This is a genomic window from Peribacillus asahii, assembly GCF_003570725.1.
GTDB classification, from domain to species: domain Bacteria; phylum Bacillota; class Bacilli; order Bacillales; family DSM-1321; genus Peribacillus; species Peribacillus asahii.
In genome coordinates this window covers 48,271-71,852 of the sequence record NZ_QWVS01000028.1, presented here as the reverse complement: position 1 = coordinate 71,852, position 23,582 = coordinate 48,271, and the positions used below count along the sequence as shown (strand labels likewise).

Genomic DNA, 23,582 nt, shown 5'->3' with positions numbered 1-23,582 from the left:
AAAAAGTAGAGAAAATTGGATATAAACTTTAAAAGGGGAATGTTACATGCAATTTACAGCGTCAGAAAAAGTGGCACAGTTAACAACAGGAGTTTTTATGGAAGTAGCAGGTCGGAAACAAGAGGCATTGCAAAAAGGGAAGGATGTAATCGATTTAAGTGTAGGAAGCCCGGATTTACCCCCTCCTTCCTTTGTCATTGATACGCTAATTGAATATGCGAAAGATACAAGCAAATATGGTTATACGTTAAAAGGGATAACGGAATTTCATGATGCAGTTTGTTATTTTTATAGAAATCGTTACGGAGTTGAGCTTGATGCAGAACAAGAAGTGCTGCAACTTATGGGTTCACAAGATGGGCTTGCCCATTTAGCGACAGCTATTATTAATCCAGGAGACTATGTATTAGTACCAGATCCTGGTTATCCAATCTATGAAGCTAGTGTATCACTGGCTGGAGGAATCATTTATCCAATGCCTTTAACGGCAGAAAATCAATTTTTGCCGCAGCTTAATCAAATTCCAGAAGATGTATTGAAAAAAACAAAAATGATGATTATTAGTTACCCGGGAAATCCAGTAACAGCCTTAGCAAATGAAGAGTTTTTTAAAGAGGTTATTGAGTTTGCGAAAAAGCATCACATTTTAGTTGTTCATGATTTTGCTTATTCTGAATTAATTTTCGATCATCATCCGCAAATTAGCTTTATGTCTATTCCGGGAGCAAAAGAGGTAGGAATTGAGTTCAATTCTTTATCGAAAACTTTTAATATGGCAGGTTGCCGTATTGGTTATGTAGTTGGAAATAAAGAAGCGCTAAATATTTTAGCTACATTAAAATCTCATATTGATTATGGCATTTTTTATCCCATTCAAAAAGCAGCTGAAAAAGCACTTATGGCAGATCCAGATATTCTTTCTGAACAAGTGAAAGAGTATGAGGAACGTCGAGATGCTTTGTTATCTGGACTAGCTAAAGCTGGCTGGGAAGTACCTAAATCAGCTGCGACGATGTTTGTTTGGGCAAAAATTCCTGCTGGTTGGAAGTCGCGTGAATTTGCTTATGAGTTGATTGATAAAGCCGGCGTCGCAGTCGTTCCTGGAGATGCTTTTGGAAAGGAAGGGGAAGGATATGTTCGCATGGCTTTAGTGCAGCCGGCTGAAAGACTGAGAGAAGCAGCGAAGCGAATTCAAGAATTTTTACAGAAATAAATGAATGAGAAACAGGAGGGGACGTCAAGTGTCCCTTCCTTTTTTGAGTTAGGAGTTACATGGATAGATAAATGGCGGCATACATTAGGGATAGGATCTTGGGGTAAGGGGGGTACTATGCTTATTCATGTTGTAACACCGGGAGAAACATTGTGGCAGATTGCGAGTCGTTATGGCGTAGATTTTGCACGGCTTGTGGCAGTGAATGAACTTCCAGATAGTGGCCGATTAGTAATTGGTCAAGCGCTCATCATTCCTCGCGCTGCTCGTCAACATACTGTCGAATCTGGAGAAACATTATGGAATGTGTCGAAACTTGTTGTATGAAAGTTATTGGAAAATGTAAGCGTTTTCTTTATAATTATAGATAGGTGGATGGCATGCGTGGCCATCATGGTATTAGGCGTAGGTGGGGCCTATACAACATAATTTCTTGTGAATGGTTTTGTGAGGAGCTCTATTGGATATTTACAAAAACTTAAAAAGGGATGTCTAAAACAATAATAGCCAAGGGATTATAATAAAAAAATAAGGGAGAGAGGGAGAAGCGATGTCTACAGAAAATAAATTACGATTATCTGATTTTGTTCAAGAAGATCGATTTGAATTAAATTCGTATTTGACATATTTATTTCATCAATTTTATAGAGATGCTTCGGGTCAATTAGATAAGGAAAAAGTGCGAATATCATGAAGATAAAAGTATAAGCGATCGTGTTAGTAGTATTGAATAACACGGTCGCTTTTTTGTTGACAAATATTAAATGTTGTACGATTTTAATCGAGGATGACTATATTTACATCTTCTGTTTTTCTTTTTTAGAGGTCATTCCCCCGGATAGAATAAATTTCATTGCTTCTTCCGGCTTTACATCAATCACCTCTACCTGATCTTTTGGAATCAATAAGGTCACACCAGCTATTTGAAAGGTTTGCTGAATATAAACAGCAACATAGTTTTTTAACGGATCATAAAAACTTTCTAAATCTTCTGTTGTAATGAATCCCATGCTTTTGATGTCTGTGCCGGGTATCGTAATTAGGGCTACCTTCGAAAAAGATTTTTTCTCACCAAGAAATGAATGAATGGTGTCTTTAATTACAGAGTAGATTGTTTTAACAATTGGGATATGTTCAAGAAGCTTATCAATCAACCCAATTATTGTTCCTGTCAAAAACTTCGTAGACAACCAGCCTAAAAGTGTGATGAGGGCAATCGTCGCTAATAGACCAATTCCAGGGATGTAATCTTCCTTTAAATAAGGTTTTAATACATTACCAAGAATGCTATCTAAAAAAATAAATGTTTTAAAAACAACATATATAACTAGAATAATGGGTACAATCGTTAAAATACCCTTAATAAAATTTTGTACAATACTCTTCACTTTTTAAATCTCCTACATATTTTCTACATGTATGAACATAACTCACTGTTCATCATATGTCACAAGTAATCCGCACTTATTTTCCATCATAATAAGGAGGTTGGGTGCATTATTCAAGGGTATATGTTCTTATTTTGTTAAAAAATTCTCTGTATAATATGGTTTGTATTCCGAATTAAAGGCTACGCCTACTCCTAATGATTCAAAGTCATTATGCAAAATATTTTCACGATGTCCAAGTGAGTTCATAAGACCTTCATGAGCAAAGATGCTGCTTAATTGGCCAGCAGCAAGGTTTTCACCGGCTACTCTAAAGCGAATATTATCTTCTTTCATTCGATCAAAGGGGGATTGCCCTTTCAAATTTGTATGATCGAAATAATTATTTGCAGCCATATCTGAACTGTGATCGCGGGCTGTTTCTTTTACAGTATTATCCCAAGAAAGAGCAGGAAGATTGTGCTCAACTCTAGCGGCATTTGTTAAATCAAACAGTTGAAATTCAAAGCCTTCCTTTAATTGTGGACTTGCTTCGACATAAAAATCTTTCTTTTGTTCTTCTAGTTCTTCACTTATGATTTGTACAGCTGTTACGGTATTGTCTTCATGTTTATCATAAAAGATGGTCACATAACTATCATCTAAATGAAATAAATGATATTCATCGTTGTTTTGCAGTTGATAAAAGACAAAACCTTTTCGAATCTTTGTAATCGGTTCACCGAATTGCTTAAGAACGGTATCTTTTGCACTTCCTAATTTAATCCCTTGTTTCGCCGAAATTAAATCTTGATTTGTATATAAACCGACTACTTTTTCATTTTCATCATAAGCGGCCATGAAGAAGTTGTGATAGTTTTTATGATAAGCGTACCATTTTACACCGTATTCATTATAAGAAGAACGCTTGGCTGTACCTGCTTGTTTTTCAACGTCTTCTTTAGAATCACCAAGCTCAATATTATAGACAGAGAGAGATTGTTTGTCAGGTGTTTTTAAATTAGGCTGTTCTACTTGTTCTTGGATTTGTTGTTTGTCTTCACTTGGGATCCGATCTAATACTTGGTTTAGTTCCCCAACTAAATAATCGAGACCATCTTGCAGTGTATCAAGCGAAGTTGAAACGTTAGGATTATTAATGACAGTACGAATATCAGATTGCATATCTTCGTATGCTGCTTGGTAGTTAGAATCTGCAAGATCTTCTCCATATTTATACCAAATAAAGCCGACTAGGCATAGAAGGACAAGAATTTTGGTAAGCCCCCTCAATGTAATACCTCCTTTGTTTAACGTATTAACCGGGATGCAGTAAAGTTATTGTATAATGATTAATCATCAAAAGAAAAGGTAACGACCTTGTAAAAAGTGGAATTTCACAAAAACAAATCACAGGTAAACCTCAAAAAGCTTTACCTGTGATTTGTTCTGTGCTCATGGTTGGAATGCTATCATTGGAAATCATTTCAATGTTTTCAGTGACTTTAGTTGTATAAGTGAAGTCTCCATAGCAGTAAGGATAGCGAAAATTGTCTTTATCTCCGCCGCAATTATAGAGCTTTGGATTTTTTTTCACTTGAATCATTGAAAAACTCTTTGCTAGCTCTTCGCTATGTGTGCCGCCGTTTTTTGCGATGTAATGAATATAGCCTATCCCCATATTGTATGATTGAATAATCGTTGGAAAATCAACATCTTTTTTCTTTCCATATTGAAGAACACGACGAAAGTGCTTTACGCCCTGTTTAATACTTTCTTTAGGATCTGTAATTGTATTAGGGGCAAGGCCTGCTGATTCAGAAGACTGCATCGGATCTCCGCCTTTTCCTCGACTTTCTTGCTGCATCAAGGATAAAAGAACGATTGTATATTCCTCAAGCTCATACTTTTCTAATTCATCTTCAAGGAGAGAACTGTATTTTTTAACATCTGCAAAAGAGTCTACTTTCGTTTCTGCTATTGTCTCAGTGGTTGTTTTTGTTGAGTGTAAAAACTGTTCGATTGTATGAAATAGAAGAATCATTACACAAATAAAAAATAGGGTAGCTATTCCAAAAGTTATATTAAATCGTGTTCGTTTTCTTTTCATCATCTACTCTCCAAATTATTTTTACAAATCTCCTATATGAATAGTTTAACAAAAATATAAGATTATCACTATTTTAGTATTATAAAGATGTTTGAAGAGAGATGGATAGATACATAAATGAATTGAGTGAATTATCGGAATTGTAGGTATAAAAGGGATCTCATTGACTTACATACTATTTTCCCTTAAAATCTTTTTATGCTTTTATGCGCAAAAGCGTTTATGTATAAAAATAATATAGACATTAGAGAAATCGACATTATTAAAGTGGGGAAATGTTTATGAAACTAGAAAATGCGAAACTTAAACTCCCATGGCTAGAAGCAACGATTATACTTGCTTGCTTATTTATTATCATTGGAATGGGGATTATTCATTTTAAAATGACTCCTCATATGCCGATACTAGGAGGAGTTTTCTTTCTATTATTATATGGCAGGATGAAAGGAATTTCGTTTTCTGCTATGGAAAGAGCGATGGTGCAAGGGGCAACATCTGGTTTAGGAGCAATTTATATTTTCTTTTTAATCGGGATGTTAATCTCTAGCTGGATGGCAAGCGGTACGATTCCGACGATTATGTTTTACGGTTTTGAGTTTATTTCGGGTCAGGCTTTTTACGCGGTGGTCTTTTTGATTACGTCTTTAATTGGCTTATGTATAGGTAGTTCATTAACGACGTCAGCAACAATCGGTGTTGCTTTTATCGGAATGGCAGGTGCGTTAGATTTATCATTAGCGATTACTGCGGGCGCAATTATTTCTGGTGCATTCCTTGGGGATAAAATGTCACCACTATCTGATACTACGAATCTAGCTTCTGAAACAGTTGGTGTTCCATTATTTGAACATATTAAGAATATGTTGTGGACAACGATTCCTGGTTTTGTGGTAACGCTTGCACTCTTTTTCTTCCTTTCACCGCAATCTAGTGGAAGTAAAGTGCAGGAAATTGAAGATATGGTAACAGCGTTGAGTATGTATACAACAATTAGTCCTTGGAGCTTATTGCCGTTTATTATCATCGGAGGAATGGCTTTGAAAAAAATATCTGCGATTCCGACATTAGCTGCGGGTATTGTATCTGCGATCGTCATTACGTTTATAGAAACGCCAGCACAAACAGTTAAAGAAATGTCAGATGTATTATACTCTGGCTTTGTCCTAAATAGTGGAGTAGAGCAGCTTGATACAATATTATCTCGCGGTGGAATTCAAAGTATGTATTTTTCCATTTCGCTTGTGTTACTAGCTCTTGCAATGGGAGGACTATTATTTGAACTTGGTATTATTCCATCGATTTTACATGCGATTCAAAAAATGCTGATTAATGTAGGTCGATTAGTTTCAGCAACCGTTTTCGCAGGAATTGGTGTGAATTTCCTAGCTGGGGAGCAATATTTATCTGTTTTATTACCAGGGAAAGCTTTTCAAAACAAATATAGCGAATTAGGGCTGGAAGGGAAATCTTTAGCCCGAGTATTAGAGGACGCAGGAACGGTTGTGAACCCGCTTGTCCCGTGGGGGGTTTGTGGTGTATTTCTTACGCAGGTGCTCGGTGTTACAACGCTTGAATATGCACCGTTTGCATTCTTCTGCATTCTTTGTCCATTTTTAAGTTTAATAAGCGGCTGGACGAAAATGGGCTTGCATTTTAAGAAATAGACAAATGGTTTTCTTTTTTCTTCTTGGTATTTCGATTATCAATTCATCGTAAAAGAGCGATAAATCCTTATATAACAACAAAAAAACGAGTATAAAATCTTGTCGATTTTATACTCGTTTTTGTATGCTATTTCTATTGTCTCTTTACGTGATAAATGGATAAGTTTTAGTTAAGTCTCTACAATGATTTCTGAGAGGGTGCGTCTGTTTTAGAATGTAAGAGTGCAGGTGAAGAATCTACTGTTTTTGTCTTCTCATCCATTGTGTAGCAACCCATTTTTCGCCAGTTATAACTGGCGCTCCACCATGTAAAGTTAGTTCGTTTATGTTTTTGTCGTTATAGAAATATTCGAAATAAACGGCCATTCCTTTTCCTGGGGATATTGAAAAATTTAGTTTAGGAAAAAAAGTTTCTCCTCCATGTTCCACATCATTTAAGTACATGACAATCGTGCTGATTCTATTATTTTTTGTTGCTTTACTTGCAGAGGTGAAAAAATCAAAATGAGCTTTGTACTCTTGACCAGGAGTATATTTAAGAATTTGAATACCTTCTCCATGTTCAATGGGTATATTCATAATAGATGATATTCTTTTTTCAATTCTAGTAATGATGTCATTTTCATTTAGTTGGAAAAACATACCACTACTTGTTCTGATCTCATTTACTTCGCGTGTGACTCCAATTTTAGAACGATGCACTTTGTCTTGTGACAATCTAATTAGTTCGTCACATTCTTCTTCACTCAAAACATTTCCTAAAATTACTATTAGTGGTTCTTCTAATCTAGCAATTATATTAATTTCTCTATCTTCTGTTTTGATTTTATTTCCGATGTGATTAAAAATAGTTTGTTCTTTACTAATTGATTGTTTACTATCCATTATCAACTTTCATCGCCCTCTCAAAAGGTTTAATTTTTAGAATGGTTGCTTTATTTCGTTTCTCGAATGGTTATTTATGATAATTATACCATAAACTTTCTGTTATTTACCTGCTCCTTATTCAACAAGAAATAAAAAACGGGTCGTATATATTAGACATGTCTAATATATACGACCCGTTTATGTTCATACGTTTGCTCCATTCAACTTAAATATAACAAAATAAGGGGTTCCTTTTAGGTTTGCTTATTCTTATTTTACTACTTTCAATACTTCATCAGAAACATAGAAGAAGATTGTTAATAAAAGGTGGAAATGATGTAAAAAGAGAGCTTCAATTGTTAAGGTTTCGTGAAGGGGGAAAAGGGAGTATAATGATTTTGAAAGAATACAGGATTTAACATAGTCTAAAAGAGAAGGAGGATAGTTGTCCTAAAAAGGGATAACTATTTATTTATGAATATCATCAGAATTATTGTACAAATTGCAATATTATTCGGTTTTTCATTTCTTGGTGATCTAGTGCATACCTACCTACATATTCCATTACCAGGGAGTATTATAGGATTACTGTTACTTTTCCTTGGATTATCTTTAAATATTTTCTCCGTTAAATGGATTAAACAAGGAGCGGGATTTTTATTAGCTTTTTTACCACTGTTATTTGTCCCAACGCTAGTAGGAATTATTAAGTACCCGGAGCTTTTTACCGGCAAGGGAGTTTTAATCCTTTTAGTTGTTGTTATTAGTACAATCATCACTATGATCGCAGCAGGGAAATCTAGTGAAGTTGTTGGAAATAAAACGAAAGAAAGAGAGCAGAAGAAAAAGTGGCACAAACACTCATCGCAATCCTTATAATTACGTTAACAGTTATCATCTATTTAGCTATGAATCGGTTATATGTACGTTTCTCTTCACCGCTTTTATCACCAATTTTAACAACAGTGCTAATCATTATAGCTTTTCTTATTTGTTTCCATATTCCTTATAACACATATCTAATCGGCGGAAAATGGATTAATTTTTTGCTGGGGCCAGCTGTTGTCGCTTTAGCTTATCCTTTATATAATCAAAGAAAAATGTTAATGAAGCATTTAGCACCCATTGTTACAGGTGTATGTATTGGGTTGTTTGTGGGAATAATTAGCGGTTCTATATTGGCATTTGTATTTGGGCTACATAAAGATATGATTCTCTCGCTTTTACCAAAATCGATTACAACCCCTATAGCAATGGAAGTTTCTGCTCAATTAGGTGGTATTCCAGCTATTACCGTTGTATTTGTGATGATTGCAGGCTTTGTTGGAGTTATATTAGGACCTTCTTTTTTGAAATGGAGCCGTATTAATAGTGATATGGGGAAAGGAATTGCTCTTGGCAGCGCATCACACGCACTAGGAACGTCGAAGGCTTCTGAATATGGAGAACTGAGTTTCTCGATGAGTTCGATTTCAATGGCATTAACGGCTATTTTAGGTGCGATTATTGGCTCCTTTATTCCATTCTTTTTTCATATATAGCACAAAAAATCCTTTGCTGAAATAGGCAAAGGATTTTTTGTGTACGGATGAAGAGTCAGTACTCCACATTGGGTTGTTGGAAGTTTTACTTTATTTCGATATAACTAATAAAATGGTGCTAAACGATTCGGTTGCTTCTATATTAAGGGTCATAATGCTAATTACTGTTACATATGTTGAATGAATGATATCCTTAAAATGGAGAAAATATTACTTTGAAAAAGTGTATGCTAGATTAATATACTTGTTAATGATTATGAATAGTACACGTACACGAACTTATTTTGTTTTATGTCAGTTGGGAGGATTTTAATGAAGAAAGAAAAAATTGGACTAGTTTTAGAAGGTGGGGGCATGCGCGGATTGTATACGATTGGCGTTCTTGACTCGTTTATTGACCAACAAATTATGACAGATTATGTAATTGGTGTATCGGCAGGAGCTTGTAATGGTGTATCTTATGTTTCTCAACAACATGGTCGAAATTATCGCGTGAACACAAACTATATCGAGGATAAAAGATATGTAAGTTTGTCAAATTTTGTGAAAACAAAATCGTTATTTGGAATGGATTTTCTTTTTGATGAAATCCCGCATCAATTAGAAATTTTTGATTATGATGCTTTTCTAGCCTCTTCCTGTGAGTTTGTAACAGGTGTAACGGATGTGATAACAGGAAAGCCTGTTTATTTTGGAAAAGGACATCTGAATTATGATTCGACTGTTCTTCGTGCTTCTTCATCGATTCCGGTATTTTCTCCTATAGTTGACTATAAAGGTGGAAAATATTTAGATGGTGGAACATCTGATCCAATTCCTGTACGGAAAGCGATTGCGGATGGATGTGACAAAGTAATTGTCGTTTTAACGCGTGATCGAAATTATGTGAAAACACCTGAGAAATTCCGAATCATCTATAAACGTCTATTTAAGAAATATCCGGAAATGATTCGTCTGCTAGATGAACGTCATGAAATCTATAATGAAACTCTTCATTATGTGACGAAGCTTGAACGTGAGGGAAGAGCACTTGTTATTGCGCCAAGTTCTCCGATTACGATTAGTCGTTTTGAAAAAAATAAGGAAAAGCTTAAGAAGCTTTATCAGCTAGGAATACAGGACGCACAAGCAACAATGAATTTGATTGTCGAAATGGTACATGGGACAGCGTCTAGTTATTCTAAATAGAAGGAATAGGGTTTATTGTAGTAAGCAGATGAAAGATGCTGATTTAGGGAGTTATGTTTTTGGATAACTTTCCCTTTTTGTTTTTATCGTGTAATATCAGAATGAAAGCGCTTATATAATAGTGAATCTGGATAATTATGAAAAAAGGGTGAAGCTTATGAAACCACTTGCTGTGATTAGTACTAAGCTAAAGCCTCCAATGATTCGCGAACCGAAGATTAGGCGTGCTGGGTTATATCGAAAATTGAAACAGATTAATCAGTATCCTTTGACAATCATCCATGCCGGTGCTGGCTATGGAAAAAGTACAGCTTTAGCCCTTTTTGTCCAAGATGTGAAAGAAAAAGTATGTTGGTACGATGTTTCTTCGCAAGATGATGATTTTTTTCAATTTTATCAGTATATGATTCATAGTATTCAACAACTCTATCCTTCTTTCGGACAAGTTTTACTAGAAAGGGCTTACGCAAGCATTCCGTTTTCTAAAACAGATGAGCTGGTAGAATGGAGTGCTTTATTTATTAATGAACTGGCTGCCTTATCTGAAGAAGTGATTGTGATTATCGACAATTTTCATCATGTAGAAAAATCTATGTCTATTCAATTGTTTATGGAATATCTTATCAACTATTATCCTTCGAACCTTCACCTTGTTCTATCTAGCCGAAATAAACCGCAGTGGAACTGGATTCCTCGTTTAAAGATGAATGGCCATATGCTTGAAATCAATCAAGATTATTTAGCGCTAACAAAGGAAGAGGCTGAGCTTCTTTTTATCGACTTTTACCATCTGACGTTATGTGATGAAGAGTTAACACGTATTTTTCAGTTAACGGAAGGCTGGGCTATTGCTCTGGAAGTTGTTGCTCAACAATTGATGGAGGGAACACATCTTCATGAAATCATCACCAATTGTTCTTCTTATTTAGATGATTTTTTTCAATATATCACGTTAGAAGTATTAGGTAATCACTCTTCAACAGTTCAATCTTTTTTGGAACAAACAAGTATATTAGAAGAATTGTCTCCTGAAGCATGTAATTATATTTTGAATATCGAGAATGCTCAGGAAATGCTGCAATATTTGAATCTTCAAAACTTGTTTATTGTATCAACTAGTCATCAACAATACCGTTATCATCCCTTATTCCAAGAGCTATTGGAGAACCGATGTAAAGACATGCAATCAGACCGTTTTTTCCAATTAAATAAGAGAGCCGCCCGCTATTATGAAAATAGGGGTTTGTTTGAAAGAAGTCTTTATCATTTGGAGAAACTTGTTGATTTTGGTGGGATGGCTAGAATTTTGCATATGCACGGGATGAGTATGTTGAAAAAAGGAAAGATTCATTATTTATTGGAGAAAGTAACCGCTCTTCCTGAAATAGAAAAAGATGAACATTATTTGCTATGGTTGATTGAAGCGGAAGTGATGCGGCTTTGTTCTCAATATGAAAGAGCGGAATTTTGTTATAATCGATTGATTTTTTTTAGCAGGCAATATGATGATAAACAAATAATAAGTCGTGCCCATGAGGGGAAAGCGAGGATATATTTAGACACGCTCCAGCCTGGTAAAGCTGAACGGCATTTACAAGCAGCCATTCAATTAAGGGAGAATAGCTATGATGTGGATGAAGAGGAAATCGCAGAGCTGCATCAATTGTTAGTTGAAAACTTAATTAATTCTGGAAAAACGAATCAAGCAGAACAATGGTTAACACGTATTAAAAAAATCAACACAAGTAAAAATGGAAATTTGCTAGCTCGTTTATATTTGCGAACAGGAAGATTAATGATGGCAAAAGAAATTTTACAAGAAAGACAAAAGGAGTACTCTTTTAATCAAGAAACGCATATTCCTCAATTCCATCGAGAAACGGAACTTATTTTATCATTAGTAGAGACCTATATCGGTAATGCTGAAGAAAGCAAACGTTTAGCTCAAGCCGCGATTGGACATGGAATTCAACTAAAATCATCTTATATAGAAGCCTGTGGCTGGATTAGAATGGGGCATGCTATTCAATTGCTTTCAGTCTATGATCCGGCTTTATCGATACAGTGTTATGAAACGGCATTAACGATTATGGGAGATATAAAAAATTCAAGAGGAAAAGCAGAACCGTATTTAGGCTTATGTTTGTACTATGCAGGAAGAAAAGATGATAAACAAGCGGTTGAATACGGACGATTGGCTCTGGAGGAAACAGAACAGGTACATGACCAATGGCTGACAGCTTATATTCGTCTAAGTATCGCTATTGCTTATGTTTATACGGAAAGTTGGACGATGGCTGAGCAAGAATTGGACGAAGCGGAGCAGCTGTTTTGGCAATGCGGCGATGCTTATGGGCTTACTCTTGTTACGCTGTGGAAAGTTCAGCTTGCTTATTCCGTAAGTTCCTGGCATGTATTTGAGCAGGAATGTATAAAATTATTTCAAAAAATTCAACTTGGACAGTATGAGTATTTGCTTTTAAAACGAACACTGTATGGTCCGGTGGATGTCCAGCAGTTCGTCCCCATTCTTCTGGAAGCTCAAAAACGGAATATTGGGCAACCGTTTGTTTCTAAAACGTTAAAGGAACTAGGGTATCATGATCTTTTGACACACCCTGGCTATACACTAAAGATTTCAACACTTGGACAATTCAAAGTCTTGTTGGGCAATCAAGAAGTAAAGGATAAGGGCTGGCAAAGAGGCAAGGCAAAAGAATTGTTTCAACTATTTCTTACAAAGAGAAATAAACTGCTGCAAAAGCGAGAAATTATAGAGATACTATGGCCTGAACAAGATGAGAAAACAGCAGACCGAGATTTTAAAGTAGCTTTAAATGCTCTTAATAGTGTACTAGAGCCGGAACGGAAAGCAAGGTCACAATCTTTTTTTATTAAAAGAGTGGGCAGTAGTTACGGAATAAATGATCAGTCAGCTTATATGCTGGATACTACGATGTTTGAACAGTGGATGCTAAGCGGGTTAGAAGAACGTAATCAGAAGCAAGCGAAAGAATATTTAAAAAGAGGATTAACACTTTATAAAGGAGATTATTTACCTGAGCGCAAATTTCATGATTGGTGTTTAAATGAACGAGAACGATTATTGGTTCTTTTTCTGAGAGGAGCGGAGAGGTATGCCCAATTAAGTATTGTCACAGAAGCGTACCATGAGGCCATTTACTGGTGTGAAAAAATTCTAGAAAAAGATCGCACTTGGGAAGAAGCGTATCGTCTCTTAATGTATTGTTATTATATGCATAACAATCGTCCGCAAAGTTTAAAATGGTACAAAAAGTGCTGTGATATGCTTCAGGAAGAAATCGGTGTCGAACCGCTTGCTGCTACAAAAGAAATGTATAAGATGATTATGGAAGCAACAGATATCATCCTATCCGAAACGGACTCAATCTAAGCTGAATGAGGGAAGCCTCTATTCAGCTTTTTATTTGCTCCCGATTTTGTAACTCCTTTGTAACTCCCTTTTTTTAAGATGATATTAAGCGGTAATGGATTTCATTTTAAAAATAGGAGGAAAACGAATGAGGAAAATGAAAGGTGCTTTGTTTGTAGTTTTACTTATGATGGTCTTTACATCAGCTTGTAGCTCTGGTTCTTCATCCTCTGAGCAATCATCGGAAGAAGGAACAATCAAAATTGGTGTGCTGGCTTCGATGACAGGGGCACTTGAATCATATGGTAAGCAAACAACGAGAGGGTTTGAGCTAGGGCTTGATTATGCAACGGATGGAACGCGAGAAATCGATGGGCGAAAAATTGAATTCATTATAGAAGATACAGAAACGAAAGCAGAAGTAGCTGTACAAAAAGCAACGAAACTACTTGAACAGGATCAAGTAGATTTTCTAGTGGGCTCATCTAGTTCTGTTGATACGCTAGCTGTTGTACCGCTTGCAGAAGAATATAAAAAAATCTTTGTTGTAGAACCAGCTGTTGCAGATAGCATTACTGGTTCAGAATTCAATAAATACGTGTTTAGAACAGCGCGAAACTCTTCACAAGATGCTGTAGCAGGAGCAGCAGCGATTGCTAAAAAAGGAGTGAAAATCGCTACGTTTGCCCCAGATAACAGCTTCGGGCATGATGGAATAACTGCATTTAAGGAAGCAGCAGAAAAGTTGGGAGCAACCATCACTCATGAAGAATTTGCTGATCCGGCTGGAACAGATTTTACTTCCAATATCCAAAAAATTATTAATGCTAAACCAGACTATTTATTTGTTGTGTGGGCGGGTGCTAATTCTCCTTGGAATCAAATCTCTGATATGAAAGTACAAGACAAAGGAATTACTATTTCGACTGGTGCTCCAGATATTGCTGCGTTAAAAACAATGAAGCCATTAGTAGGAATGGAAGGATTTAGCGTATACTATCACGATCTGCCCAACAATGAAGTCAATGATTGGTTAGTAAAAGAGCATAAAGATCGTTTTAATGGTGAGCTTCCTGATTTGTTTACACCAGGCGGGATGAGTGCGGCTATTTCGATTGTCGAAGCTTTGAAGAAAACAGAGAATAGTACGGATTCTGATAAGCTGATTGAGGCGATGGAAGGAATGAGTTTTGAAACACCGAAAGGAATGATGACTTTCCGTAAAGAAGATCATCAAGCCCTTCAAACTCTTTATTCTATTAAATTAGAGAATAAGAAGGGCGTGGATTATCCAGTGCCTGTTTTAATTAGAGAATTAAGTCCTAAAGAAACAGCGCCGCCAATCCGGAATAAGTAAATGTAGTTGTACTCCCCTTACGCCTTTGGACCAGAATGTGAAGGTGTAGGGGAGTTTTTTAATAAAACATTTTTAAAAGGATGGTGAGTGGGTGGTGGCGATTCTTGAAACAAAAAATCTTGGCATTACATTTGGAACACACCAAGCTGTACAGGATGTTAGTTTTTCGGTTGAGAAAAATGAATTTAAATCGATTATCGGTCCAAATGGAGCGGGGAAAACGACTTTGTTCAATCTCTTAAGTGGACAATTGAAGCCAACAAAAGGAGAAATATATCTGAAGGGTCAACAAATAACGGGGAGCTCTGTCGTTGAACGAACACGATTAGGAATAGGACGTTCTTTTCAGATTACAAATGTTTTCCCTAATTTAACTGTATTAGAAAATGTAAGATTGGCTGTCCAGTCACAAGCTAAATTGCGCTATCAAGCTTTTACGCATTATCGCAGCTATCAAAAGTTTGAAGAAAAAGCATTGCATTGGCTGCATGTAGCTTTACTAGATCATAAAGAAAACACATTAGCCATTAATCTTGCTCATGGAGAGAAACGAAAGCTAGAAATGGCCATGTTGCTTGCACTTGAACCAGAGTTACTTTTATTAGATGAACCGACAGCAGGAATGTCATTGGAGGATGTACCGGCTATTCTGCAAGTGATTAAAAAAATTAAAGAAGAAGGAGATAAAACGATTTTATTGATTGAACACAAAATGGATATGATTATGGACTTGTCCGATCGAATTATGGTGTTATTTAATGGGAAACTTCTGGCGGAAGGAACACCGAGGGAAATCATGGACAATGAACTGGTGCAGTCCGCTTATTTAGGAGGTTTGTACGATGAATTCACTTCTCAGTCTTAAAAATGTTGAAACGTATATTGACCAATATCATATTCTTCAAGATGTTTCATTTGAAGTACCAGCTGGAGAAGTAACGGTGCTATTAGGTAGAAATGGAGCGGGGAAGACGACAACTTTACGAACGATTATGGGCTTAAATCCTCCGAAAAAGGGAGAGGTAGCCTTTAAAGGAGCAATCATGAACGGTTTGCCTCCGCATGACATTGCCAACAGAGGGATTGGGTATGTGCCAGAAGACCAAGGAATCTTTGGAGCGTTAACAGTTGAAGAAAATATGAAAGTAGCGATGAAAAAAGAAAGCGATGATGTGATGGAGAGAATGGAATGGATTCTCAATCTTTTTCCAGACTTAAAAACATTTTGGAAAAAGCCAGGCGGACTATTAAGCGGCGGGCAAAAGCAAATGCTTTCTATTGCCAGAGCTTATGTCAATGAAACCGAATTGTTACTGATTGACGAACCAAGTAAAGGATTAGCGCCCATTGTTGTGGAGAAAGTTATGCATTCTATTCAAGAAATGAAGCAAAAAACAACGATTATTCTAGTTGAACAAAACTTTTTGATGGCCAGTCAAATAGGAGACTATTTTTATATTATTGACGACGGCAGAACGGTATTTAATGGACGGATGCAGCTTCTTCGTGAAGATGAAAGTCTTCGTCGGAAATATTTAGGAATCGCTTAGGGGGCATAATATGGAGCTATTCATTAATTTAACGATTAATGGTCTTGCAACAGGAATGTTAATTTTCCTTCTAGCTGCAGGTTTAACATTAATTTTCGGTTTAATGAGTGTTTTGAATTTTGCTCATGGGGGCCTTTTTGCTTGGGGATCATATGCCGGTGTCTGGCTGTATCTATTAACAAATAGTTTTATAGCAGGAATAATAGGAGCTATTTTCATAGGTATCCTTCTCGGTTTTATAACGGAAAAGTGGATTATTCAGCCTGTGTATGGAAATCATGTTCAGCAAATATTGATTACACTCGGTTTTATGATTGTTCTCTCGGAATTGTTGAAAGTAATCTGGGGACCTAATCAAATTGCCGTTACACCTCCAGCTTATTTAACAGGAAGCTGGGAAATCGGGAATATTTTAATTATTAAATATCGAGCCTTTATTATTGTGGTCGGCCTCCTTATGTATGGCTTGATTTATTATATGTTAAAACATACGAAGATTGGGCTGATTGTACGTGCAGGAGTAATTAATAAAGAAATGGTTCAGTCATTAGGTATTAATATTAAGCGGATTTTTTTATATGTGTTTATGGCTGGAGCGGCTATGGCAGCATTAAGTGGCATGTTGATTGCTCCATATGCGGGAGTGATTCATGGAAATATGGGGATGGAATATGCGATTCTCGCTTTTATCGTTGTTGTCATTGGCGGGATGGGAAATATTACGGGTTCAATCTTAGCAGCTACGCTTGTTGGAATTATTGGTTCCTTTATGGCTTATTATGTCCCTGAGCTTTCGCTAGCCGTTAATATGCTGATTATGGCTGTTGTTTTACTATTTAGGCCGCAAGGATTATTTGCGCTAAAGGGGTGATGAGGTGAGAAGGAACAGATTTACTGATAAAGAGTCTTTGTTATTTTTGATTATAGGTATCGCTTTGTTCGTATTTCCATTTATTTATGAAGATCGAAGCATGTTAATCCTTTTTACACAAATTTTTATCTTTGCGATTTTTGCGATGAGTTATGATATTTTACTTGGTTTTACCGGCATTGTTTCTTTTGGGCATGCAATGTTTTTTGGCATTGGAGCTTACTGTGTCAGTGTAATGTTAAAGCATCATGAACCAACGATGCTTCTTGTTACTGGAGCGATTAGTTTGGGTGTTTTGTTTTCTCTAATTATCAGTTTTGTTGTAGGGTTGATGACGCTTCGTTTAAAAAGTCATTATTATGCGATGTTGACGCTGGCTCTTGCTGGTTTATTTCTTGTCGCTGCAGAAAAATGGCGGACCCTTACGTACGGAAATGATGGATTTACGTTTCAAGTTCCTGAGTTTTTCCATGATCGACTTCACTTTTATCTTGTTTGTCTTGTGCTAATGGTCATTGTCTATTTCGGATTAAAACGATTTATTCAGTCTCCATTAGGAAGAATATTGCTAGCTATTAAGGATAATGAACAACGGGCAGAATCGCTTGGCTATCAAGTTTTGCATTATAAAATCATTGCTAGTATCGTAGCTGGCGGAATTGCGAGTTTAAGTGGTTCTTTATATGCTTTATCGCTGCGGTTTGTCAATACGAGTGTATTTACGATGGACATTACGCTTGATGCTTTATTAATGACGATTATTGGTGGAGTGGGTACATTAATTGGTCCTGTTCTAGGGGCGGCTATTATTGAATTGGCTCACCATTGGCTGACAGGGCTTGCAAAGGTGCATTGGATTTTTGAGCGTTGGCTTATTTTGTTTGGCATTGTGTATATCCTTGCAGTAATGTTCTTTCCAAATGGGATTGTCGGTAGTGTCCGAAAACTTGTTTCAAAAAAAGAAAAGAAGGAAGATGTATCGACTTCAGAGAATATAGTGAAGGAGGGGTGAGATGAGCGGGCAAACAATCGTTTCATTTATCTTCCGCTTCCATCTCGTAAACACGGAAATATGGACAGAGGAGAAGCAGTGGAGGATTAAAGTGACCCATATTCAAGACGATGATGAAATGACCTTCGAAAATCTAGATGATGCCGTAAATTTTGTAAGACAATCGCTTACGAAACGATAGAGAAAAGAAGTCGAGGGGGATGTTTAGCAAATAGTAGATGAGGAGATGAAGTGAATGAATAAAGTGGGAGTGGAATTGAAAAGAACAACTTTAGCAAATGGAGAAACATTAGGATACCGTGAAAGGGCAGGCGGAGATAAAGTGTTACTCCTTGTTCATGGAAATATGACCTCGTCTAAGCATTGGGATCTTTTAATCGATGTTATTCCTTCCTCTTATAAAATATTAGCTGTGGATTTACGAGGTTTCAGTCATTCGACGTATATACGTCCGGTTGAAAGCATCAAAGATTTTTCAGATGATCTCAAACTTTTTGTGGATCAGTTACAGCTGTCCAAGTTTAGTATGATTGGCTGGTCGACTGGCGGTGCAGTTGCAATGCAGTTTTGTGCGGATTACCCAGGGTTATGCGAGCAATTAATTTTATTAGCCTCTGTCTCAACAAGGGGCTATCCAATGTTCGGAAGCCCGGACTTGACGAAACGACTGCAAACTCAGGAAGAAGTCAGAAATGATGCTAAAACAATGGCTGTGCAACAAGCATATGATACGAATAATCGAGACTTTTTGAAGTCTGTATGGAATACTTTAATTTATACAAAGAAGCGGCCTAATGACAAGAAGTATGAGGAATATGTGGACGATATGCTTACACAGCGTAATCTTGCCGAAGTCTATCATACTTTAAATATTTTTAATATAAGTGATCAACATAATGGATTGCTTCAAGGTAGAAATCAAGTAAAGGATATTCAAATACCTGTCCTTATTTTACGAGGAAGTGATGATTTAGTCATTTCTAAACAAATGGCTGATGAAATCATGGAGGATTTCCATGGTCGAGCAGTTTTTAAAGAATTGCCGGATTGCGGTCATTCTCTATTAATCGATAATCTGGATTTGTTATGTGATGAAATTGTTCAGTTTTTAGATAATAAGGTTTAATAGACAAAATTTTCAATATTCTCTTTACATGTCTATAAGTTTATTTTATAGTGTAGTAGAAAAGTTAATATTTTCATACTAGGGGTGTCCAATAAGTTGGGCTGAGAGAGAAACACGATAAAGTTTCTTAACCCTCAGGACCTGATCTGGCTCATACCAGCGTGGGGAAGTTGCTATCTGCTTTTTTAATGGCTTTATGCTGTTTAAAAAACTGACTACTACCGGGTTCTGTTTATACAGAGTCCGGTTTTTTCATGCCGCTTGGGAATCGGATTTCGTCCTGTAACTAAAGGAGGAGGAAATGGATAATGAGTGAACAAAAGAATGTTGTAATGACAAGTTTTCCAGCTAGTAAAAAAGTGTTTGTAGAAGGATCACAACCAAGTATAAGAGTGCCTTTTCGTGAGATTGAACAGTCTCCAACTGTGACAGCACGAGGGGAAGAAGTAAATCCGCCTATCCGTGTCTATGATACGAGTGGTTCTTACACAGATCCACAAGTGAAGATTGATATTGAAAAAGGTCTTCCATCTGTACGAAGTGAGTGGATTCGTAATCGTGAGGATACCGAGGAGTATAGCGGGCGTGAAGTAAAGCCTGAAGATAATGGTTATAAAAATCCAGATCAGGGAAAAGAATTTGTATTTCCTGGATTAAAAAGAAAGCCGCTTCGCGCGAAAAAAGGGAAAAATGTAACGCAAATGCATTATGCTCGTCAAGGAATCATTACACCTGAAATGGAATATATCGCATTGCGAGAAAATATGGACCCAGAATTTGTTCGGAAAGAAGTAGCAGAAGGGCGAGCGATTATTCCTGCTAATATTAATCATCCAGAAAGTGAACCAATGATTATTGGACGTAATTTCTTAGTAAAAATCAATGCCAACATCGGCAATTCTGCGGTTACTTCGTCGATTGATGAAGAGGTAGAGAAAATGACGTGGGCTATTCGTTGGGGAGCCGACACGATGATGGATCTCTCTACAGGGAAAAACATTCATACAACGCGAGAGTGGATTATCCGCAATTGTCCTGTTCCAGTTGGGACGGTTCCTATTTATCAAGCGCTTGAAAAAGTGAATGGTATTGCCGAAGATTTAACATGGGAAGTGTTCCGGGATACGTTAATTGAACAAGCGGAACAAGGGGTGGATTACTTTACGATTCATGCGGGAGTACGCCTTCCATATATTCCACTAACAGCGAAACGCACGACTGGCATTGTGTCTCGGGGCGGCTCGATTATGGCGCAATGGTGTTTAGCTCATCATCAAGAAAGCTTCTTATATACACATTTTGAAGAAATATGTGAAATTATGAAAGCATACGATGTTGCTTTTTCATTAGGAGATGGGCTTCGTCCAGGTTCGATTGCTGATGCGAATGATGATGCCCAATTTGCGGAGCTGGAAACGCTTGGTGAATTAACGAAAATCGCCTGGAAACATGATGTGCAAGTGATGATTGAAGGGCCAGGTCATGTGCCGATGCATAAAATTAAAGAAAATATGGATAAGCAATTAGATATTTGTATGGAAGCGCCCTTCTATACGCTTGGACCATTAACGACTGATATTGCACCAGGCTATGACCATATTACGTCAGCCATTGGCGCAGCGATGATTGCTTCATACGGAACAGCTATGCTTTGCTATGTAACACCGAAAGAACATTTAGGCTTGCCAAATAAAGACGATGTGCGCGATGGGGTTATTACGTATAAAATTGCCGCTCATGCAGCCGATCTTGCCAAAGGACATCCTGGAGCAGAACTTCGCGATAACGCTCTTTCAAAAGCACGATTTGAATTCCGTTGGCGTGATCAATTTAATTTATCACTTGATCCAGAGCGAGCGATGGAATACCATGATGAAACGTTGCCAGCAGAAGGAGCTAAAACCGCTCATTTCTGTTCAATGTGCGGACCAAAATTTTGCAGTATGAAGATTTCTCATAACATTCGTGATATGGAAATAGATAAAGCGCTAGAAGAGAAAGCGGAGGAGTTCCGTCAGAGTGGTTCAAAGATTTATCAATAATAGCAGCAAGCTTCTTTCTTTTGAAGGGAGCTTGTTTTTTTATAATGAATCGTTTCATAGATTTGGAGCAATTTTCCGATTCTATAAAAAAACAGCTTGGTTCTTTATTCCTGTAAAAAAAATTTACTCTAATAGGGAATATGACTCATTTTTGGTATATCCTTCAGCAATGGCATTGAGACTTCTAAATTTTTTATGATTTAATAGATTTGTGAGAAAAATTAATTATAGGATTTAATAGGTGAGGTGCTTGATGCCGTGTTCGATTCTTCGCTTTCCTCCTTATATAGTAAACTTGCTAAAAAGCAGGAGGAGCTTCGACGATTACAGGAAATAATCCCAGAGCTAGAACAACTGTTTAGTGATTTTGTCTTAAATTCGGCGGTTTGTTTAGAGCCGAGTTTAGCTGCTGATGCTTGGAAAGGGGACATAGCCAGTGATTTTGATGAATTTCGAAATAAGGAAGTGTATGATTCTTATAAACAAATTTTAGATGAGCAATTTCCACAACTTTTCTTGATGATTCAGACAAAGATAGAAAGTTTGTTGGAGAAAATTAGTGATTTACATAGCGCGATTGCCGCAGCAGAGGCAGCGGATCTGGAAGAAAAAGAAGCTAAGGCCTTACGAGGGAAGTGACGCAGGTGAGTAAGGAAATCAAAATTCGTTATGATGAAGTGGAAAAAGCACTGAATAAGGTAAAAACATCAACTGGTCTTATTGGGCTTACAGCACCATCTATTGAGGGCAGCAATGAATTAAATGCTGTAACAAAGATCATCGATATCAATAAGGATTTGGTGACATTGGCTCAAAGCTATCAAGCTCTTTTACTGGCAAATATCGAAGCTACTCAATCGTCGGTGGAAACGATGAAAGAAACGGATGAGGCCATTTCAGCGAGTATCAAAAGGGGTCATGCTTGATGAAAGTATTAGATGTGGAGTCATTGGTTAGTGGAATGGAGGCAACAGTCAAAGGGATAGATGACCAACAAGAAAACATCACGCAATTATCAAAAGATGTGAATGACGTGATTAGCTTAGGTGAGGCTTTTAGTGGAAAAGGTGCGGAAGCGATTAAATCCTTTTATCAAGATTGTCATGTCCCCTTTTTACTCTATTACAGCGAGTTTCTGAAAAAATACCGCCGTGTCCTGAAAGAAGCGGATGAGGCCTATTCGACAGTAGAACCAAATAAAAAAGGGTTCGTTCGAGAAAGTTTTTTGGACGGTGAATTGAAGCAGGGTTTACGAAAAGTTAAAAATATAACGATTGATTTGGTAGATGAAGTCAATACACTAACAGCAAGAGTAGATGATATTGTGAACCTGCCTCAACTGCGTGATGATAACGTCATCATCGGAGTTGAAGATTCACAAAAGAAAATAGAAAAAACGATTGAGAACTTGAACACATTTGATGAAGAACAAACAAAAGCGCTGAAGGAAGTAGAAGAAGAACTGAAGCTTCTCATTGCATATGTAAAAGAACTAGAATCGAAGTTTAAGAGTGGAAAAATCTCCATCGACAGCTTCAATAGCAAGCAATTAGAAAAAATGGACAGTTATCGTGATATGAAGAAAGAAATGGAAAAAGTAGACTGGAACGCTCTATCTACACCTTTTGGGGAACATGTCGTATGGGATGCTACAGCACCTTTTGCTTCCAAAGGGGCTACATTTGGAACGGTTTCAGAAATCCAAGCATTTGCAGAAACCGCTTATAAGGTGAAAAAACATGGAGTGGGCATCGAAAAGTATGATAGTGGTTTTAAAGTTATAAATGGAAAGCATCTAGATATGTCCGGTAAAGATTATAAAAATAGCTATATTGATTCTCAGGTTAAATTAGGGAATGGTCATAAATTAAAAATTGCTGAGCATGTGCGACCTTCGGCTGCCGTGAAAAGTACGTTTATGAGTAAGTCAGGAATCATAGGGATTGTCTTATCAACGGGAGAGAATGTTGTGAATAATGTTCAGGTGAATGCTTCTGCCGAGAAAATTGTTGGAGATGCAGTTGTGGATGCAGGTATTGGGGCTGCGACATTAGCTGGCGGTGCTGTAGTTGTTTCCGCAGTTGTCGCAGGCGGTGTTCCTTTACTTGGAGCAGCTGTAATAGGATTTGGATTTTCTATAGCTAGTACCTATGTGTTGGACGGAATTAAGATTGGAAAAGATGAAAAGAACGTTTCTGATAGTTTAAAAGATGGGGTTCAAAAGGGAATCAAAACAGTTGCAGGGTGGCTGAAGTAATAGAATGGAAAATAGGTGATTTA

Annotated in this window: 22 protein-coding genes and 1 riboswitch; of the genes, 18 read left to right on the top strand and 4 right to left on the bottom strand. The window is 37.0% G+C overall.

Features of this window, described 5'->3' with window-relative positions; genetic code table 11:
* Nucleotides 1–46 precede the first annotated feature (46 nt).
* Nucleotides 47–1,213 carry an LL-diaminopimelate aminotransferase gene (locus D1953_RS14585; protein ID WP_119117920.1) on the top strand — a complete coding sequence of 389 codons (1,167 nt, stop codon included), beginning with the start codon at nt 47–49 and terminating at the stop codon, nt 1,211–1,213.
* 117 nt (nt 1,214–1,330) lie between these two features.
* Nucleotides 1,331–1,540, top strand: a complete 210-nt coding sequence (locus D1953_RS14580) for a LysM peptidoglycan-binding domain-containing protein (protein WP_119117919.1) — start codon at nt 1,331–1,333, stop codon at nt 1,538–1,540.
* A 470-nt stretch (nt 1,541–2,010) separates the two neighbouring features.
* Here the strand turns inward: D1953_RS14580 and D1953_RS14575 are convergent, their stop codons facing one another.
* The 3 genes from D1953_RS14575 to D1953_RS14565 all read right to left on the bottom strand — a co-directional run bounded on the left by D1953_RS14575 (nt 2,011) and on the right by D1953_RS14565 (nt 4,693).
* Nucleotides 2,011–2,601 (bottom strand): DUF502 domain-containing protein, encoded by a 591-nt coding sequence (locus D1953_RS14575; protein WP_119117918.1) that lies wholly within the window; start codon nt 2,599–2,601, stop codon nt 2,011–2,013.
* A gap of 129 nt (nt 2,602–2,730) precedes the next feature.
* Nucleotides 2,731–3,873, bottom strand: coding sequence for a CAP domain-containing protein (locus D1953_RS14570; protein ID WP_245980164.1), 1,143 nt, complete (start codon nt 3,871–3,873; stop codon nt 2,731–2,733).
* A gap of 130 nt (nt 3,874–4,003) precedes the next feature.
* Entirely contained in the window at nt 4,004–4,693 is a 690-nt protein-coding gene (locus tag D1953_RS14565) for a lysozyme family protein (RefSeq protein WP_425454280.1), read from the bottom strand.
* Nucleotides 4,694–4,971: 278 nt separating this feature from the next.
* Here D1953_RS14565 and nhaC point away from each other — a divergent pair, with 278 nt between their 5' ends.
* A complete protein-coding gene (gene nhaC / locus D1953_RS14560) occupies nt 4,972–6,354 on the top strand; it encodes a Na+/H+ antiporter NhaC (protein ID WP_119117916.1) in 1,383 nt (460 codons plus the stop codon).
* Nucleotides 6,355–6,591: 237 nt separating this feature from the next.
* Here the strand turns inward: nhaC and D1953_RS14555 are convergent, their stop codons facing one another.
* Nucleotides 6,592–7,239 carry a 2OG-Fe(II) oxygenase gene (locus tag D1953_RS14555; RefSeq protein WP_425454279.1) on the bottom strand — a complete coding sequence of 216 codons (648 nt, stop codon included), beginning with the start codon at nt 7,237–7,239 and terminating at the stop codon, nt 6,592–6,594.
* Between the two features lie 456 nt (nt 7,240–7,695).
* Here D1953_RS14555 and D1953_RS14550 point away from each other — a divergent pair, with 456 nt between their 5' ends.
* The 15 genes from D1953_RS14550 to D1953_RS14475 all read left to right on the top strand — a co-directional run bounded on the left by D1953_RS14550 (nt 7,696) and on the right by D1953_RS14475 (nt 23,559).
* Complete coding sequence (locus tag D1953_RS14550; protein ID WP_119117914.1) at nt 7,696–8,100, top strand: CidA/LrgA family holin-like protein; 405 nt, start codon at nt 7,696–7,698, stop codon at nt 8,098–8,100.
* Nucleotides 8,070–8,762: an LrgB family protein gene (locus tag D1953_RS14545; RefSeq protein WP_119117913.1), complete on the top strand. Its 693-nt coding sequence runs from the start codon at nt 8,070–8,072 to the stop codon at nt 8,760–8,762. The genes D1953_RS14550 and D1953_RS14545 overlap by 31 nt, the downstream gene beginning before the upstream one ends.
* Nucleotides 8,763–9,074: 312 nt before the next feature.
* Nucleotides 9,075–9,950 (top strand): patatin-like phospholipase family protein, encoded by an 876-nt coding sequence (locus tag D1953_RS14540; RefSeq protein ID WP_119117912.1) that lies wholly within the window; start codon nt 9,075–9,077, stop codon nt 9,948–9,950.
* A 157-nt stretch (nt 9,951–10,107) separates the two neighbouring features.
* Nucleotides 10,108–13,365 carry an ATP-binding protein gene (locus D1953_RS14535; RefSeq protein ID WP_119117911.1) on the top strand — a complete coding sequence of 1,086 codons (3,258 nt, stop codon included), beginning with the start codon at nt 10,108–10,110 and terminating at the stop codon, nt 13,363–13,365.
* A gap of 127 nt (nt 13,366–13,492) precedes the next feature.
* The gene (locus D1953_RS14530; protein ID WP_119117910.1) at nt 13,493–14,701 is read left to right on the top strand and encodes a substrate-binding domain-containing protein; all 1,209 of its coding nucleotides are present in this window, start codon (nt 13,493–13,495) and stop codon (nt 14,699–14,701) included.
* A gap of 91 nt (nt 14,702–14,792) precedes the next feature.
* The gene (locus D1953_RS14525) at nt 14,793–15,566 is read left to right on the top strand and encodes an ABC transporter ATP-binding protein (RefSeq protein WP_119117909.1); all 774 of its coding nucleotides are present in this window, start codon (nt 14,793–14,795) and stop codon (nt 15,564–15,566) included.
* Nucleotides 15,544–16,251: an ABC transporter ATP-binding protein gene (locus tag D1953_RS14520; RefSeq protein ID WP_119117908.1), complete on the top strand. Its 708-nt coding sequence runs from the start codon at nt 15,544–15,546 to the stop codon at nt 16,249–16,251. Before D1953_RS14525 ends, D1953_RS14520 begins: the two co-directional genes overlap by 23 nt.
* A gap of 10 nt (nt 16,252–16,261) precedes the next feature.
* Nucleotides 16,262–17,122 (top strand): branched-chain amino acid ABC transporter permease, encoded by an 861-nt coding sequence (locus D1953_RS14515; RefSeq protein ID WP_119117907.1) that lies wholly within the window; start codon nt 16,262–16,264, stop codon nt 17,120–17,122.
* Between the two features lie 4 nt (nt 17,123–17,126).
* Nucleotides 17,127–18,134 carry a branched-chain amino acid ABC transporter permease gene (locus D1953_RS14510; RefSeq protein WP_245980163.1) on the top strand — a complete coding sequence of 336 codons (1,008 nt, stop codon included), beginning with the start codon at nt 17,127–17,129 and terminating at the stop codon, nt 18,132–18,134.
* A 1-nt stretch (nt 18,135) separates the two neighbouring features.
* Nucleotides 18,136–18,315, top strand: coding sequence for a hypothetical protein (locus D1953_RS14505; protein WP_119117906.1), 180 nt, complete (start codon nt 18,136–18,138; stop codon nt 18,313–18,315).
* A 54-nt stretch (nt 18,316–18,369) separates the two neighbouring features.
* Nucleotides 18,370–19,260 (top strand): intracellular short-chain-length polyhydroxyalkanoate depolymerase, encoded by an 891-nt coding sequence (phaZ, locus tag D1953_RS14500; RefSeq protein ID WP_119117905.1) that lies wholly within the window; start codon nt 18,370–18,372, stop codon nt 19,258–19,260.
* A gap of 70 nt (nt 19,261–19,330) precedes the next feature.
* Nucleotides 19,331–19,445: riboswitch (TPP riboswitch) on the top strand.
* Nucleotides 19,446–19,568: 123 nt separating this feature from the next.
* On the top strand, nt 19,569–21,302 hold the full coding sequence (gene thiC, locus D1953_RS14495; RefSeq protein WP_119117904.1) for a phosphomethylpyrimidine synthase ThiC: 1,734 nt from the start codon (nt 19,569–19,571) through the stop codon (nt 21,300–21,302).
* Nucleotides 21,303–21,560: 258 nt separating this feature from the next.
* Nucleotides 21,561–21,941 carry a hypothetical protein gene (locus D1953_RS14485; protein WP_119117902.1) on the top strand — a complete coding sequence of 127 codons (381 nt, stop codon included), beginning with the start codon at nt 21,561–21,563 and terminating at the stop codon, nt 21,939–21,941.
* A 5-nt stretch (nt 21,942–21,946) separates the two neighbouring features.
* Nucleotides 21,947–22,228 (top strand): YwqI/YxiC family protein, encoded by a 282-nt coding sequence (locus D1953_RS14480; RefSeq protein WP_119117901.1) that lies wholly within the window; start codon nt 21,947–21,949, stop codon nt 22,226–22,228.
* Nucleotides 22,228–23,559 carry a ribonuclease YeeF family protein gene (locus D1953_RS14475; protein WP_119117900.1) on the top strand — a complete coding sequence of 444 codons (1,332 nt, stop codon included), beginning with the start codon at nt 22,228–22,230 and terminating at the stop codon, nt 23,557–23,559. Before D1953_RS14480 ends, D1953_RS14475 begins: the two co-directional genes overlap by 1 nt.
* Nucleotides 23,560–23,582 lie beyond the last annotated feature (23 nt).

Coding starts and splice junctions, on each gene's coding strand:
- D1953_RS14585 (WP_119117920.1), top strand. CDS start 47: ATGCAATTTACAGCGTCAGAAAAAGTGGCACAGTTAACAACAGGAGTT.
- D1953_RS14580 (WP_119117919.1), top strand. CDS start 1,331: ATGCTTATTCATGTTGTAACACCGGGAGAAACATTGTGGCAGATTGCG.
- D1953_RS14565 (WP_425454280.1), bottom strand. CDS start 4,693: ATGATGAAAAGAAAACGAACACGATTTAATATAACTTTTGGAATAGCT.
- nhaC (WP_119117916.1), top strand. CDS start 4,972: ATGAAACTAGAAAATGCGAAACTTAAACTCCCATGGCTAGAAGCAACG.
- D1953_RS14555 (WP_425454279.1), bottom strand. CDS start 7,239: ATGGATAGTAAACAATCAATTAGTAAAGAACAAACTATTTTTAATCAC.
- D1953_RS14550 (WP_119117914.1), top strand. CDS start 7,696: ATGAATATCATCAGAATTATTGTACAAATTGCAATATTATTCGGTTTT.
- D1953_RS14540 (WP_119117912.1), top strand. CDS start 9,075: ATGAAGAAAGAAAAAATTGGACTAGTTTTAGAAGGTGGGGGCATGCGC.
- D1953_RS14535 (WP_119117911.1), top strand. CDS start 10,108: ATGAAACCACTTGCTGTGATTAGTACTAAGCTAAAGCCTCCAATGATT.
- D1953_RS14530 (WP_119117910.1), top strand. CDS start 13,493: ATGAGGAAAATGAAAGGTGCTTTGTTTGTAGTTTTACTTATGATGGTC.
- D1953_RS14520 (WP_119117908.1), top strand. CDS start 15,544: ATGAATTCACTTCTCAGTCTTAAAAATGTTGAAACGTATATTGACCAA.
- D1953_RS14515 (WP_119117907.1), top strand. CDS start 16,262: ATGGAGCTATTCATTAATTTAACGATTAATGGTCTTGCAACAGGAATG.
- D1953_RS14505 (WP_119117906.1), top strand. CDS start 18,136: ATGAGCGGGCAAACAATCGTTTCATTTATCTTCCGCTTCCATCTCGTA.
- phaZ (WP_119117905.1), top strand. CDS start 18,370: ATGAATAAAGTGGGAGTGGAATTGAAAAGAACAACTTTAGCAAATGGA.
- thiC (WP_119117904.1), top strand. CDS start 19,569: ATGAGTGAACAAAAGAATGTTGTAATGACAAGTTTTCCAGCTAGTAAA.
- D1953_RS14475 (WP_119117900.1), top strand. CDS start 22,228: ATGAAAGTATTAGATGTGGAGTCATTGGTTAGTGGAATGGAGGCAACA.